We start from the raw sequence: 13,793 nt of genomic DNA, 5'->3' as shown, positions 1-13,793 counted from the left end.
GCCGGTCGAGCTGAGGAGGAGTGACCTGCCTGCTCTCGGGTGAGCGCGGTGGCGGGTAGCGGATCCGTCAGCATCGGGTTGCTTGATGGTGAAGCTACATCCTCGATCCATGCGGAATCAAGGAAATTTTCACCCCCGGTTGCGGGGGTGCAGGGGGGTTGCCGCGAGAAAGGCCTTCTGGATCGATGTTCGCCTCCTTTCTGAGACACCGTGACGCGACGAATCAGGGAAAGGGGGAAGAACGTCCGTTCTCCCTCCGATATCGACGGTGTAGCCGATATCGACGGTGCTGTTCGGAGCTGATAGGGCCTTCTCCGATAGCTGGGATCCGGAGGAATGAGACGGGTGCGATCACGGCGGCGGAACGTGGCCGGAGGGGGAGATGATCGGCGTCCACGGCAGGCGCCTCCTGACGGAGCAGAGGCGGCGCGACGAGGATGACGCGGGTGGAAACGTAGCTGTGACCAGGATTTCCGCCCGACCGGAGGCTCGGTGGACGCCTGCTCGCACCGGCGCGGAGAGCGGGGACAGCGGGAGGGACGAGCGCCGCTCGGTCGGAACGGGACAGCGCTCGGCAGAGCAGTCGCCTCGAAGGAAAGGTGCCGAGTCGTCTCCCGAAGACCCTTCTCCGAGCGGAGTCGATCACTTGTCCGAGAAGTCGGCTCCTCACCACTTCCGCGCAGCGCCCACTCCTCCGAAGTCGTCGTACTCGAGCTCGAGTACGACGACTACTGCGGACTCGCGGGACTTATTCAGGGCGAATGTCGCGCGGCGTCGGATGGACGGCGTCCGGTGCACGCTCTTCGGCGTGTCGCGGGTTCGCTCCGGCGTGTCGCGGACGGGTCATCGGCGTGTCGCGCGTTCGGAACGACCCTGCGGCGGGGCCCGGGCCGACCCCGAGTCGCGAGCCTGAGACACCCCCCCGGACTCCCGCGGCGGCGGCCGGACGGGCCGCGGTCGGATCGGAGCCGGGCTCGCTGGAGCGGAAGGACGTCCCGCGGTCGGGAGGAACGCCGCCTCGGCTTTCACCACTGCCGCTCCGAGGTGGTCGGCTTCTGCGCCCCGTGCGACGGGCTCGTTTCGGCCGGTTTCCGCCGTGTGAATGTTCGCGCGCGGAGCCGCCGCGCTGCCTCCTCCGGCGGATAGGGTCCTGCACAGGCGCCCGTCACCCGTCGACGGGGAGCGCCCGACAGCCCGCCGCTTCGCCGAGGAGTCCCGCCGTGTCCGAGTCCACGCCCCTCCACCGCCTGAGCGGTGCCTGGCGGCTGGGCACCTGGCGGCTCTCGAACTCGCGGGCGCCCGCAGCGGCCTGACCGCGGCACCGCACGCGCTCCGCTCCGCGCGTCCCTCCGCTCGGATCGCGTGAAGCTCCCGACGCCTCGACCCGTGTCGCGAGCAGCCGGATCCGCGGCGCGCGCTGCTGCGTGCGCGATCACGGGGGTGCCACTGGCGTCCTCCCGGCGAGGCCGGCTCGCCGGAGGACGTTCGCGCGTCGCAGGCACGTCCGAACCGCCGGGGGTCATCCTTCGGCGTCCCTGCCCGTCATCCGCTCGCCGTCATCGCGGCCGAGACGGTCTTCCTCCGCACCCCCTCCCCTCCTCCTCCTCCCTCCCTCTCTTAGAAAGCGAGACCTCTCATGCCCGTCCACTTCTCCCACGACCCCTGGACCCGCGTCACCTCCGTCCGCGGTTACGCCGCCGACGAGCTCATCTCGACCCTGCAGAAGTCGATCCGCCGCGGAGACACGCGGCTGGCCCTGCTCGTCGGCCGCGAGATGTACGAGTCGAGCGCCGACCTCGAGGAGATGATGTGGGCGCGCCTCAACGTCATCTCGTGCGAGGACGTCGGCGACGGCAGCTACTCCGAGCCGGTCGTCGTCAACAGCCTCTACCTCATGCACGAGCGCCTCGACCGCTCCTTCGGCGACCGCTGGCTGTTCGCGACCCACGCCATCCGCTTCCTGTCCGAGCGGACGAAGGACCGCACCTCGGACGAGCTCGCCAACCTGACCCTGCACCTCATCAACGCCTCCGAGAAGCCGTTCGAGATCCCGGAGTACGCGCTCGACGTGCACACCCGCCGCGGCCAGCTCGCCGGCCGCTCGGTCGACGACTTCTGGGGCGACGGCGGAGGATCGGAGCTCGTCAACGAGATCGCCGGCCGCGACGGCTCGCTCAAGGAGGAGATCCTCCGCCTCCGCGCCGCCGGCGAGTGGAAGGCGTGACCGGCGCGCCGAGGGGGTCGGGCGTCACGCGGGTCGTCGAGTAGTCCGTCCGCCGCTCGACGCGCGCGCTCGACGACATCGACGTCGCGATCGGAGGGCCGGGGCCTCTGCTCTCCTGAGCCCGTCGAGGGAGCGTCGCATCGGCGCTCCCCCGAGGTGAGACGCATCAGACCGAGCGCTCCGAGAAGGCGTCCGCGGCCCGCGGGGCGAGGGATGGGACACAGTGTTCCTCCGCATTGTCGGACGGCGGGCGCGCAGCTAGCTTTCGAGCACACTTCCACCCCGGTACCGGCTCACGGCATCCGGGAGGAATCGTCGCGCCTCCTGGAGCGACAGCGCCCGCCGAGGGGGGCCGATGGCCTGCTCCTCACTCTCGAGAAAGGCGACCCGATGTCGTCACTGCTCCACCTCTCCTTCCCGCTCCTCACCCCGGTGGTCGCGCCGTGAAGGCCCCGCGCCGGTCGCGGCTCGCCCTCATCGCGGTCGCCGTGATCGTCGGCACCGCGGGTCTCACGCCCGCGCTCACCGCCGCCGCCACCGACGGGCCGACTCCGACCGCGACCGCGACCGACACGCCCACTCCGGAACCCACCGGGACCGCCACGTCCACTCCGACTCCGGAACCGACCGCGACCGCCACGTCCACGCCGGAGCCCACGGCGACCGCCACGCCGGAGCCCACCGCGACCGCCACTCCGACGCCGACCGCGACGCCGACCGCGACCGCCACGCCCACCGCCACGCCCACGCCCACACCCACCGCTACCGCCACCGCCACGCCCGTCACCGTCTCGCGCATCGCCGGAGTCGACCGCCAGGCCACCGCCGCCGCGCTCTCGGCCGCGACGTTCGAGGCGAACGTGCCCGTCGTCTTCATCGCCACCGGCGGCAACTTCCCGGATGCGCTCAGCGCGGCACCCGCCGCCGCGAAACTCAACGGACCGCTCCTGCTGGTCGACCGCGACTCGATGTCGCAGCCGGTGCGCGACGAGCTGCGTCGGCTGAAGCCGAACAGGATCGTCGTCGTCGGCTCGGCGCTGAGCATCAGCGACGACCTCCTGTCCGGGCTCGCCGGCTACGCCAAGTCCGGTGAGGCGGAGCGCATCGGAGGCGTCGACCGCTACGACACCGCCGCGAGGCTCGTCGAGGCCGCCTTCCCGAAGGGCTCGTCCCAGGCGTGGCTCGCCACCGGCGAGAAGTTCCCGGATGCGCTCGCTGCAGCCGCCGCCGCGGGCTCGGTCCGAGCACCCGTCCTCCTGGTCAACGGCGGCCTCGGCACCGCCGACGCCACGACGAAGGCCCTCGTGTCAGGGCTCGGAGTCGACGAGCTGACGATCGCCGGCAGCGCCCTCTCGGTCAGCGAGGGCATCGCGACCTCGCTCCCCGTGAAGCCCGTCCGCATCGGAGGCGTCGACCGCTACGACACGTCGGTCGAGCTCAACCGCGCTGCCTTCGACACCGCCTCGACGGTCTACCTCGCCACCGGAGAGAAGTTCCCGGACGCCCTCTCCGGAGCGACCGCCGCCGGCTTCACGAAGAGCCCGCTCTACACCGTGCAGCCCGACTGCGTGCCGCAGCCCGTCCTCGACGACATCGAGCGCCTCGGCGCCTCGAAGATCGTGCTGCTGGGCGGCCCGACGACCCTGTCGGAGGGAGTCGCGACGCTCACGGCCTGCCGCTGATCGCGCTGGGCGACTCGCCCGGGAGCGCCCTGTCGCAGGGTGCTCCCGGGCGATGTCGCGTTCGAGCAGGAGGAGGCGCGCAACGAGGCCAGGAGCAGCAGAGCCCGCCGCGCAGAGCGCCTGTCACCGTCGTCGCCGCTCCTCCACGAGTTGCGGGAAGCGCGAGCCGTTACCGCAACGTGTGGAGGACGGTGGCGCGGGAGTGGGCGACGGGTGGACATCGTGGCCACGGTCCCGCGACTCCTCGAGAGTTGTCGTACTCGGCGCCGAGTACGACAACTTCTGCGGAGTCGAGGTGCGGCGACCGCCGTCGGCAGACGTGACGCGTCAGACCGGCAGACGTGACGCGTCAGGCCGGCACGCGTGACGCGTCAGGCCGGCAGACGCGACGCGTCCAGCGCGTCGAACACCGCCGCGTTCAGCGCGAACGCGTGCCGCGCCTCCGCCACCATCGCGTCCAGCGCGGCCGGTGGCAGCGACAGCGCGTCGAGCTGCGCGCGGTAGGCGCGCTTGAAGTGCACCGCGTTCTCGATCGCCTCGAAGCGGAAGAACGCGAGCTGCTCGGCGCTCGCTCCGTAGTGCCGCGCCATCATCGTGGCGATCGCCTGGCCGCCCGACAGGTCGCCGAGGTAGCGGGTGTAGTGGTGCGCGAGGTGCAGCATCCCGTCGCCGTCGCCGAACGAGGCGATGCGCGCGGCGTAGTGCGCGGTCGCGTCCAGCGGCACGACGGTCGACGGATCGACGCCCAGCGCCACGAGGCTCGCGCGCAGCGCCGGCACGCGGTGCACCGCGGTGTCGTGCAGCAGCGCCGGATCCGCGGCCGACGGCACCCGCGCCTCGAGCGCCTCGTAGACGGGGAGCAGCTGGCCGAGGTAGCGCGCGAACTCCGCGAGCGACAGCTCGCCCTGCATCAGCGCGGTGACGTAACCGCGCGTCTCCGCATACCGGTGCTCGTCACCCGTCGCATCGCGCAGGGCGCCGGCCACGCCGAGCGGAGGGGCCGCGGAGAGAGGCGCAGCGGTCACCGGAGAAGCGTCCGCAGGCACGACGGACGGCGTCACGGGCACGATCGCAGGCAGGGAGGAAGCGGTGGCAGCGGTCACGAACGGCTCGTCTCGTCGGGGTCCAGGTCCCCGCGGCGAGCGGGTGAAGTTAGGTTAGCATTAGCTAACTTTTCGACCCCAGCCCCCGCACGGGGCACCCGCAGCGAAGGCGAGACCGTGCCCCTCCTCCCCCGCCGTTCCGCCGGTCGCGTCCTCGCCGTCCTCGCCGCGATCGCCCTCCTGGCCGGCTGCACCTCCGCGAGCACCGCCTCCGAGGGCGCCCCGTCGCCGCGCCTGGCCGACGTCACTCCGCTCGCCGAGCCGCGCACCGCGACCGGCCCCTCGACCGCGCGGATCGACGCCGCGTCCGTCGATCCGATCACCACCGGAACCCAGGCCCTGCCCGCGAGTGTCGTCGACGCCCAGGGCACCGCCGTCACCGTGACCGACACCTCGCGGATCCTCGCCCTCGACCTCTACGGCTCCACCTCCCGCCTCGTCTTCGAGCTGGGCCTCGGCGACTCCGTCGTCGGCCGCGACGTCTCGAGCGACTTCGCCGAGATCGCCGACCGCCCGCTCGTCACGCAGAACGGCCACGACCTCAACGCCGAGGCGATCCTCGACCTGGCCCCCACCGTGATCCTCACCGACTCGAGCCTGGGCCCGTGGGACACGGTGCTGCAGATGCGCGACGCGGGGATCCCGGTGGTCGTCGTCGGCTCCGACCGCTCGATCGCCACGATCCCGACGCTGGTCGGCGAGGTCGCCGCGGCCCTGGGCGTCCCCGAGCGCGGGGCCGAGCTCACCGCGCGCCTCAGCGCCTCCGTCGACGACACGATCGCCCGGATCGACGCCGTCGCGCCCGCCGACCCCGCCCAGCGCCTGCGCATCGTCTTCCTCTACGTGCGCGGCCAGTCCGGCGTCTACTACCTCTTCGGCGAGGGCTCCGGCGCCGACGACCTCGTGCGCTCGCTCGGCGGGATCGACGTGGCCGCCGAGATCGGCTGGGAGGGCATGCGCCCGCTCACCGACGAGGGCCTCGTGGCCGCCGCCCCCGACGTCGTGCTGATGATGACCGGCGGCCTCGAATCGGTCGACGGAGTCGACGGCCTGCTCGAGGCCGTGCCCGCGCTCGCGCAGACCCCCGCCGGGCAGAACCGCCGCATCGTCGACATGGCCGACACGCAGATCCTGAGCTTCGGACCCGACACCCCGCGCACGCTCGAGGCGCTCGCGGTCGCGATCTACGCGCCGGACAGCACCCGATGACGACGGCGGTCGCTCCCGCTCGACTCGGTCGACCGGCGCTCGTCACCGCCGGGCTCACCGGCGCCCTCGTGGTGGTCGCCGTCGTCTCGGCAGGTCTGGGGCAGCTGTCGGTCCCGCCCGCGCAGATCCTCGGATCGATCGCGCAGCACCTCAACGACGCGCTCGGCGTGCGCCTGCTCCCGGTGCTCGAGCTGCCCGCGCACGTCAACGGCGACGCGACGCTGTGGGCGATCCGGTTCCCGCGGATCACGATGGCCGCGGTCGTCGGCGCCGCGCTGGCGGTCGGCGGAGCGGTCATGCAGGGCGTGTTCCGCAATCCGCTGGCCGAGCCGGGCGTCGTGGGTGTCTCCTCCGGAGCGGCGCTGGCGGCGAGCGCCGTCATCGTCTTCGGGCTGAACGTCTTCGGGCCGCTCACCGCCCCCGTCTTCGCCTTCGTCGGCGGCCTCGCCGCGACGCTCCTCGTCTACCTGACCGCCCGCGCCGGCGGCCGCACCGAGGTCGTCACCCTCGTGCTCACGGGCATCGCGGTGAACGCGGTCGGAGGCGCGGGCATCGCGCTGATGACCTTCCTCGGCACCACGCAGCAGCGCGAGCAGATCGTCTTCTGGCAGCTCGGCTCGCTCAACGGCACGCGCTGGCAGGACGTCGCGATCGTGCTCCCGATCACCGTGGTCGGAGTGGTCGCCGCCTCGCTCCTCTCGCGCCGTCTCGACCTGCTGGCCCTCGGCGAGCGCCAGGCGCAGCACCTCGGCGTGCCGATCGAGCGCACCCGCATCGCCGCGATCGTGGTCGTCGCCGCGCTCACCTCGGCCGCCGTCGCCCTCTGCGGCATCATCGCGTTCGTCGGACTCGTCGTGCCGCACCTCCTGCGCATGCTGCTGGGCCCGGCGCACCGCGCCCTGATCGGCACGAGCGCGATCGGAGGCGCGCTGCTGCTCGTCTGCGCCGACGCGGTCGCGCGCACGGCCGTCCCCTACGCCGACCTGCCGATCGGCATGCTGACCGCGATCGTCGGCGGTCCGTTCTTCTTCTGGCTGCTGCGCCGGGCGCGGGTGCGGTCGGGAGGGTGGGCGTGAGCGGGGGTGCGGGCGTGAGCGGCGCGACCGTCGAGCGGGGCGCGGCTCCGGCCTCCGATCACGGCGAGCGGATGCGCGCCACCGGCGTCGGCCTCTCCTACGGCGCGCGCCCCGTGCTCGACGGCGTCGACCTGCGCCTGCACCGCGGCGAGTTCGTCGCGCTCGTCGGACCCAACGGCGCCGGCAAGTCGACGCTGCTCTCGGTGCTCGCGGGAGACTCCGCTCCGCAGACCGGCGCGCTGGACCTCGACGGCCGCCCCCTCCGCTCCTACCGCGCCCGCGATCTCGCGCGACTGCGCTCGGTGCTGACGCAGTCGAACGAGGTGTCGTTCCCCTTCACCGTGCTCGAGGTCGTCGAGATGGGCCGGGCGCCCCGGAGCGGCGACGGGACCGCGGTGATCGAGCGCGCGCTCGAGGACGCCGAGGTCACCGCCTTCCGCGACCGCCGCATGCCCGAGCTCTCGGGCGGCGAGCGGGCCCGCGTCGCCTACGCCCGCGTCCGCGCGCAGGAGTGCGACCTCGTGCTGCTCGACGAGCCCACCGCCAGCCTCGACATCCGCCATCAGGAGCGGCTGCTCGGCCAGGTCCGCGCGCACACGGAGTCGGGCGGCTCGGCCGTGGTGGTGCTGCACGATCTCGGGCTCGCGGCCGCGTACGCCGACCGCGTCGTCGTGCTCGAGGGCGGACGCGTGCGCGCCGACGGTCCGCCCGCGGTGGCGCTTTCGACCGAGCTGCTGAGCGAGGTGTACCGGCATCCGATCCGGGTGGCCGTCGAGGACGACGGCTCGGTGTCGATCCGGCCGGAGCGGGCGCGGCGGACCGGCGCCGACCTCGCGTCCCCCAGCGCATCCCCCTCCCCCGCTCCCCCGATCGGAGACCCTCGATGACCCGCATCCCGCGCACCCTCCTCCTCGCCGCCGCCCTCGGCATCGCGGTGGCCGCTACTCCGCTCGTCGCCCCCGCCGCGTCGGCCGCCGGCTCGGTGTCGGTGTCCTTCGCCGACGGGGCGAGTGCCGCCGACCCCGACTACGCCACGTCGATCACGGTCTCGGGCCGCGGCTTCCAGTCGATCCAGGGCGGCTTCGGCGGCGTCTACGTGCTGTTCGGCTGGGTGTCGGGCGCAGGCTGGGGACCGAGCAGCGGCGGCGAGGTCGGCACCGACTACCGCTACGTCCCCGACTCCGAGTCGAAGGACAACGCGGGCTTCGAGCGCTTCGTCGCGTTCCCGGGCAGCGAGACGGAGTCGGCCGCGAACGGCGTGCTCACGGCCGACGGCTCCTTCACCGTCGACCTCACGATCCCGTCGGCGCGCTTCGAGGCGCAGGACCGCTCGGGCGAGGTGACGACCGTCGACTGCCTCGAGGTGCAGTGCGGAGTGATCACGATCGGCGCGCACGGGGTGAAGAACGCCAACAACGAGACGTTCACGCCGGTGTCGTTCGCGGCGCCGGCGGCCGGCGCGGCCCCCGGTCCCGCGGCGGGTGCGGCCCCTGTCGCGGGTGCTCCGGAGGCGTCGCCCACCGAGGCGCCCGTGGCCGGCTCCGCGCGCGTCGGCTACACCGCCTCCTCCGCCGTCGCCGGCAATGCGCTGGCGTTCACGGGACAGGGCTTCGCCGTGTCCGAGCAGGTCGTCGCGACCCTCGACGACGGAGTCGTGGCCGTCGGCCCGCTCACGGCCGGCACCCGCGGCGAGGTGGCCGGGGTGCTGCCCCTGCCGGGCGACCTGCGCGGAGGCACGCACCTGCTGACGCTGACCGGCGCCGCATCCGGGGCGGTCGCCGAGAGCGAGCTGACCGTGGCGGGAGCATCGGCCGCGTCGGTTCCGAGCGCCGCGGCGGAGCCGGAGGTGCCGGTGTGGCTGTACGTGGCGCTCGGGATCGCGCTGCTGATCGCGGCGGGGCTCGTGCTGGCGAGTGTCGTGGTGGGGATCGTGCGGGGGGTTCGGAGGCGGCGGGCGCGGAAGCGAGTGGGTGCGGGTGGTTTGTCGGATACAGCCGGTGGGGGCGCGGCGGTGTCGCCGGGTACCCGGATCGCTGCGTCGAGCGCGACTCCCGTGGCGGCGACTCCGGAACCGGATGCCGACGCCGCTCCTCCCTCCCCCGACGCCCCCACCGAGGAGCTCTCCACCGCCCGCCATCTGCCGGCCCGCGAGACGGCGGACGCGCGATGAGGCGGCTCGGATCCCTCCTCCTCGCCGCCGCCCTGACGCTCGGGCTCGCACCCGCCGCCGCGGCAGTCGAGGACGGCGTCGACATCGACGTGTCCGTGCCGACCGGCACCTCCGCCGGCTTCGGCGACATCGAGAACGCCGAGCTGCGCTGGGGACTCAACCGCGAGTCCTCCGGCGGTGCCTTCGCCGGCGGCTGCAACTTCCTCAGCGCCGGCGTCGCCGGGAACAGCGGAGGCGCGCGCGTCTGGTCCGAGTCCGACGGGCTGTACGCCGCCGAGGCCGGGGCCGTCTCGATCGAGAAGGCGACCGCGGCCGGCGGATGGACGCGCGCCTCCTTCGCGACGCGCTGCACGGATCCGTCGGGCGCGCCCGTCACCGCGTCGTCGCTCGCCTCGAGCACCCAGTCGCAGGTCGTCGTCGACGGCGGGCGCGGCTCCGTCTCGGCCGACGGCCTCACACTGCGCTGGAGTGGCGCGTTCACCGTCGCCTTCTACGGCGGCATGACCTACTGGAGCGCGAGCGACCCCGTGCTCTCGCTCGACGCCGCGGGGAACGGGCAGCTGACCGCGACCGCGAGCGGCTACGGCACCTCGATGGAGGACACCTCGCTCTGGCGCCCGCTGCCCGCGACCGAGATCGTGCTCGCGGAGGTGCGCGGCGCTCCGCTCGGCGACGGCGGCTTCAGCGTGGTGCCCGAGTACCTCGGCGTCGCCAGCCAGACCGGCGGCCAGGCTCCGCGGACCGCCGAGAACGCGGCGTACTGGGGCTCGTTCCCGGCGAGCTTCCTGCAGTTCCAGGTGCAGACGGGGCAGGCCGGGTACTGGCTGACGACGGGTGGGACTCGCGACGCGGCCAAGCCGGCGACCGCGCTGCTGGTGAACTTCGACGCCTCGGCTCCGGCGGTGGTGGCGGCTCCGGAATCGGCGGCGGGCGGAGGGGCGGGGCCGATGAACGAGGTGGCGCAGCGGCCGACGGGAGCGGGGGCCGTGGCGGGTGCCGGCGCGGGTGCGGGTGCCGCTGCCGCTCCGGCCGCGCAGGCTGCCGCGGGGCTCGTCGCCGAGACGAGCACCGTCGTCCGCGACGGTGGCGGACTCGTCCCCGAGGCGGTCGCGAGCTCCGGACTCCTGCCCCTCCTGATCGGCGCCCTCGCGCTGGCGGTGCTGATCGCCGTGCTCGCCGTGCTGCACCTCTCGGGCCGCCGCGTGCTGCCCTGGCGCCGCCCCGCGCCTCCGGAGTGACGGCCCGCCCGGCTGCCCGCCCCCACTCTCCAAAAGTTGCGGTAACCGCGAGCCGCTACCGCAACTTCTGCGGAACCGGCGCGAGCCGCCGCCTCCCGGCCCCGCGACTCCCGCCGCGCTCCTCCAGAAGTTGGGGGAAGTGCGAGCGGATCCCGCAACTTGTGCGTAAACGTGCCTGCGCGTCCCTCGTGGCGCTCGTGCACCCCTCCGCGTTCCCCAGTCAGCGAAAGTCGTCGTACTCGACGCCGAGTACGACAACTCTCGAGGACTCGACGCCGTCCTGCCGAGCCCGCGTCACGCGCCTCCGCTCGCCCCGCCCCCGACTATGCAGAAGTCGTCGTACTCGGCACCCGACTACGACGACTACTGAGGACTCGACCCCACCCCCGGCTCGCGCCGCCGACGACCCGCGCCCGTCACGCGGCCCGCGCACCCCGTCGCCGCCGCACCAGCAGCACCGCCACCACCACTCCCGCCGCCAGCACCAGCACGATCAGCAGCGTCGCCACCGGCACCGCGGCCAGCGCGAAGTCCGCCGTCACCGGATCCAGGGTCGCCGCGCCGAAGCCCACGCTCGTCGGCTGCAGACTCACCGCTCCCGACAGCCACACCAGCGCGCCCACTCCGTCGAGCTCCTCGCGCACGTCGATCGTCGACCCGGGCAGCACCTCCGGCAGCTGCCTCTGCGCCGACACCCCCGCGACCCCCAGCGGACCGGCGATCGACGTGTCCGCCAGCGCGGTCACCCGCGTGTTCCCGGTGTTTCCCACCGAGTAGTCGACGGTCACGAATCCTGTCGCGAACGGGTTCCAGACCCCCGAGAACGCGACCACCGGGTCCGACAGCTCGAGCGAGGGCACGAGCTCGCCCGAGACGCGCAGCTGCAGCCGCGTCCCCAGCCGCCGGTCGATCTGCACCTGCGAGTCGGGGTCCTCGACGCGGAGCGACGTGACGATGCCCGCCGGATGATCGCCGGGCTGCGCATCCGCCGGCACCGTCACCGTGAACGGCACCGCCGCCTCCTGCCCCGGCACGAGGGTCACGGAGGAGGAGTCGAGCGCGATCCAGGTGCCCGCGTCCTCGGAGGCGGTGCCCGCGGTCAGCACGTCGATGCCGCCCTCGCGGGTGGTGAACGCGTCGGCCGGGTAGACGTCGAGGACCAGCTCGGTCGCTCCGTCGTTGCGCACCGAGATCGAGTCCTCGACCACGGCGCCGGGGTCGAGGGAGTAGTCGAAGTTCGCGCGGGTGGCGCCGGACGCGTCCGCGGTCGGGCCGACGCTCCAGGCGGGGCCGTCGGCGGCGGAGGCCGGGGAGAGCGGGAGCACGGCGGCCGCGACGCTCAAGGAGGCGGCGGCGAGGAGGGCGGGGAAGCGGCGCATGGGTCGTCTCTGCAGTGTCGATGCCGGAACGGCGGGAGGAAGAGGAGTGGGCGGACTCGGAAGCCCGGTCCCGCGGCGCTCTCGTGGTCGAGGCAGGCGCGGGAACGGGGCGGACCCTCCTCCGTGTCGAGAGGACGGCCCGCCCCGGGCGGGATCAGCGCGGGTCACCCCGCGCCGTCAGCGCAGAGGATCAGCCCAGCGCCGTGATGGTGAGCGTCGCCGAGTAGTCGCCTGCCGGCGTCGTCGTCGGGATCACGAGGCGCAGTGCCGCGTCGACGTCGGCGCTGGCCGCGGCGGTGCTGGAGGCGAGCGTCGCCGCGTCCGACAGGCCCGCGCCGCTCTCGAGGGTCGAGCCGACGGCCGCTCCCGCGACCACTCCGCTGCCCGCGTTGCCGACCGACGGAGTCCAGCCGAGGTAGCCGGCGTCGAAGCCGCCCGAGGCCGACGCGAAGTCGCTGACCGAACCCGAGATGCTCCAGCCGAACGGAGTCGTGCCGCCGGAGCGCGTGTCGGTCACCGCGATCGTGTTGAGCGCGCCTGTCGCGACGAACGTCGATCCGGCCTGGGTGGCCGTGCCGAGGCTGACCGCGTCGGTGCTCTCGAACGCCCAGCCGAAGCTGCCGGTGGCGGGCGGAGCCGTCACCTCGGGCACCTCGACCGTGATGTCCTGCTCACCGGGCTCCGGCTCGGCCGGGGTGGTGGGAGGAGTCGTGGGCGGGGTGGTCGGCGGCGTGGTCGGAGTCGTCGCGGGGGTGAGCGCGTAGTCCACGGTCAGAGGGGCGGCGGGCTTCGCCGCATCGCGCGATCCGCCCGAGCTGTACCAGTAGCTGCTCTGGCCGGTCAGGTTCTGGAAGTCGACGAAGCTCTGCGGGAACGAGCCCCAGGTCGCTCCGGTCGTCGTCTGCGGAGTGGCCTCGGTGGTGACCGCGACGCCCAGGTAGTCGGGAGTGACCGTGAAGCCGTCGTCGTCGGCCGACGCGTTCGAGATGTCGGCGAGCACGATCGTCTGCGGTGCGACCGGCACCCACTTGGTCTGGTCGTTCATGTCGGTGCCGTAGCCGCTCGCCGTGGCGGTCAACTGCCCGTTGCCCGAGCCGTCGATCTCGAGCACGGGGTCGCTGGCGCTCCAGTACGTGAGTCCGCCGTAGAACGCGACCGTGAAGGAGCCGTCCCACTCGATCTCGGTGGAGCCGTCGGCCGCGACGGTGCCGGTGCCGTTCTCGAAGACGACCGCGTTCTTGGTCAGCGAAGTGGCGGAGGCGGCCGTGACGGGCGTGCCCGCCGGCGTCTGGCACTTGGTCGCCCAGCTGGTGGGCACGAGCGCGCCCGACGCGTTCGGCTTCACGACCGAGACGTTCCCCTCGGACTGCTTGTAGAAGCCGTCGGCCTCGGTCCAGACGCGCGAGCTGCCGGTGTCGCCGGCCGTCCCCGCGCTGAGGAAGTTGCAGCCACCGAAGAACGCGCCACCCCCGGCCTCATTGCTGAGTCCCCAGGTGAAGGAGGCGTCGGTGATGGTGCCGGGCGAAGCCGCGGCGGAGGCGCTGGGCGCGAACGCGAGCGCCCCGCCGGCCAGGGCGATCGTGGCGAGCAGCGCGGCGGACGCGCGGGCGGCTCGGGGTCGTAGTGGATCCACGGATGGAGGTCCTCTCTGAGGTCTGACTTAGTGTCGCCTCACCTTACTTAGGGTGTGCTTAGTAAGGCAAACCTTGGTT

The 13,793-nt window shown here is 73.3% G+C and carries 10 protein-coding genes; 7 read left to right on the top strand and 3 right to left on the bottom strand.

The features are described from left to right. The first annotated feature begins 1,636 nt into the window (after nucleotides 1–1,636). Nucleotides 1,637–2,224, top strand: coding sequence for an AAA family ATPase (locus tag C1I63_RS06520; protein ID WP_107574227.1), 588 nt, complete (start codon nucleotides 1,637–1,639; stop codon nucleotides 2,222–2,224). A 443-nt stretch (nucleotides 2,225–2,667) separates the two neighbouring features. After that, nucleotides 2,668–3,906 (top strand): cell wall-binding repeat-containing protein, encoded by a 1,239-nt coding sequence (locus C1I63_RS06515; protein WP_211315583.1) that lies wholly within the window; start codon nucleotides 2,668–2,670, stop codon nucleotides 3,904–3,906. Nucleotides 3,907–4,277: 371 nt separating this feature from the next. Here C1I63_RS06515 and C1I63_RS06510 read toward each other — a convergent pair whose 3' ends face one another. Beyond that, nucleotides 4,278–4,931, bottom strand: a complete 654-nt coding sequence (locus C1I63_RS06510; protein ID WP_170116331.1) for a biliverdin-producing heme oxygenase — start codon at nucleotides 4,929–4,931, stop codon at nucleotides 4,278–4,280. Between the two features lie 195 nt (nucleotides 4,932–5,126). On the opposite strand from C1I63_RS06510, the gene C1I63_RS06505 reads away from it, so the two are divergent. From C1I63_RS06505 to C1I63_RS06480, 5 genes are read left to right on the top strand one after another with little or no spacing between them, the layout of a single operon-like run. Next, a complete protein-coding gene (locus C1I63_RS06505) occupies nucleotides 5,127–6,218 on the top strand; it encodes a heme/hemin ABC transporter substrate-binding protein (RefSeq protein WP_107574224.1) in 1,092 nt (363 codons plus the stop codon). After that, on the top strand, nucleotides 6,215–7,294 hold the full coding sequence (locus C1I63_RS06500; protein WP_107574223.1) for a FecCD family ABC transporter permease: 1,080 nt from the start codon (nucleotides 6,215–6,217) through the stop codon (nucleotides 7,292–7,294). The genes C1I63_RS06505 and C1I63_RS06500 overlap by 4 nt, the downstream gene beginning before the upstream one ends. Before the next feature lie 14 nt (nucleotides 7,295–7,308). Beyond that, a complete protein-coding gene (locus tag C1I63_RS06495; RefSeq protein WP_244906992.1) occupies nucleotides 7,309–8,181 on the top strand; it encodes a heme ABC transporter ATP-binding protein in 873 nt (290 codons plus the stop codon). Continuing rightward, nucleotides 8,178–9,464, top strand: coding sequence for a hypothetical protein (locus C1I63_RS19690; protein ID WP_170116330.1), 1,287 nt, complete (start codon nucleotides 8,178–8,180; stop codon nucleotides 9,462–9,464). Before C1I63_RS06495 ends, C1I63_RS19690 begins: the two co-directional genes overlap by 4 nt. Continuing rightward, nucleotides 9,461–10,702 carry a hypothetical protein gene (locus C1I63_RS06480; protein WP_107574221.1) on the top strand — a complete coding sequence of 414 codons (1,242 nt, stop codon included), beginning with the start codon at nucleotides 9,461–9,463 and terminating at the stop codon, nucleotides 10,700–10,702. The genes C1I63_RS19690 and C1I63_RS06480 overlap by 4 nt, the downstream gene beginning before the upstream one ends. A 416-nt stretch (nucleotides 10,703–11,118) precedes the next feature. Here C1I63_RS06480 and C1I63_RS06475 read toward each other — a convergent pair whose 3' ends face one another. After that, on the bottom strand, nucleotides 11,119–12,081 hold the full coding sequence (locus C1I63_RS06475) for a WxL protein peptidoglycan domain-containing protein (RefSeq protein ID WP_107574220.1): 963 nt from the start codon (nucleotides 12,079–12,081) through the stop codon (nucleotides 11,119–11,121). Between the two features lie 190 nt (nucleotides 12,082–12,271). Then, nucleotides 12,272–13,714, bottom strand: a complete 1,443-nt coding sequence (locus C1I63_RS06465; protein ID WP_107574218.1) for a hypothetical protein — start codon at nucleotides 13,712–13,714, stop codon at nucleotides 12,272–12,274. Nucleotides 13,715–13,793 lie beyond the last annotated feature (79 nt).

The organism is Rathayibacter caricis DSM 15933, from assembly GCF_003044275.1.
GTDB classification, from domain to species: Bacteria; Actinomycetota; Actinomycetes; order Actinomycetales; family Microbacteriaceae; genus Rathayibacter; species Rathayibacter caricis.
This window is presented reverse-complemented; position numbering and strand designations above follow the sequence as displayed.

Excerpts from the sequence above, each read along its gene's own strand:
- C1I63_RS19690 (WP_170116330.1), top strand. The coding sequence starts at position 8,178 with ATGACCCGCATCCCGCGCACCCTCCTCCTCGCCGCCGCCCTCGGCATC.
- C1I63_RS06500 (WP_107574223.1), top strand. The coding sequence starts at position 6,215 with ATGACGACGGCGGTCGCTCCCGCTCGACTCGGTCGACCGGCGCTCGTC.
- C1I63_RS06480 (WP_107574221.1), top strand. The coding sequence starts at position 9,461 with ATGAGGCGGCTCGGATCCCTCCTCCTCGCCGCCGCCCTGACGCTCGGG.
- C1I63_RS06475 (WP_107574220.1), bottom strand. The coding sequence starts at position 12,081 with ATGCGCCGCTTCCCCGCCCTCCTCGCCGCCGCCTCCTTGAGCGTCGCG.
- C1I63_RS06520 (WP_107574227.1), top strand. The coding sequence starts at position 1,637 with ATGCCCGTCCACTTCTCCCACGACCCCTGGACCCGCGTCACCTCCGTC.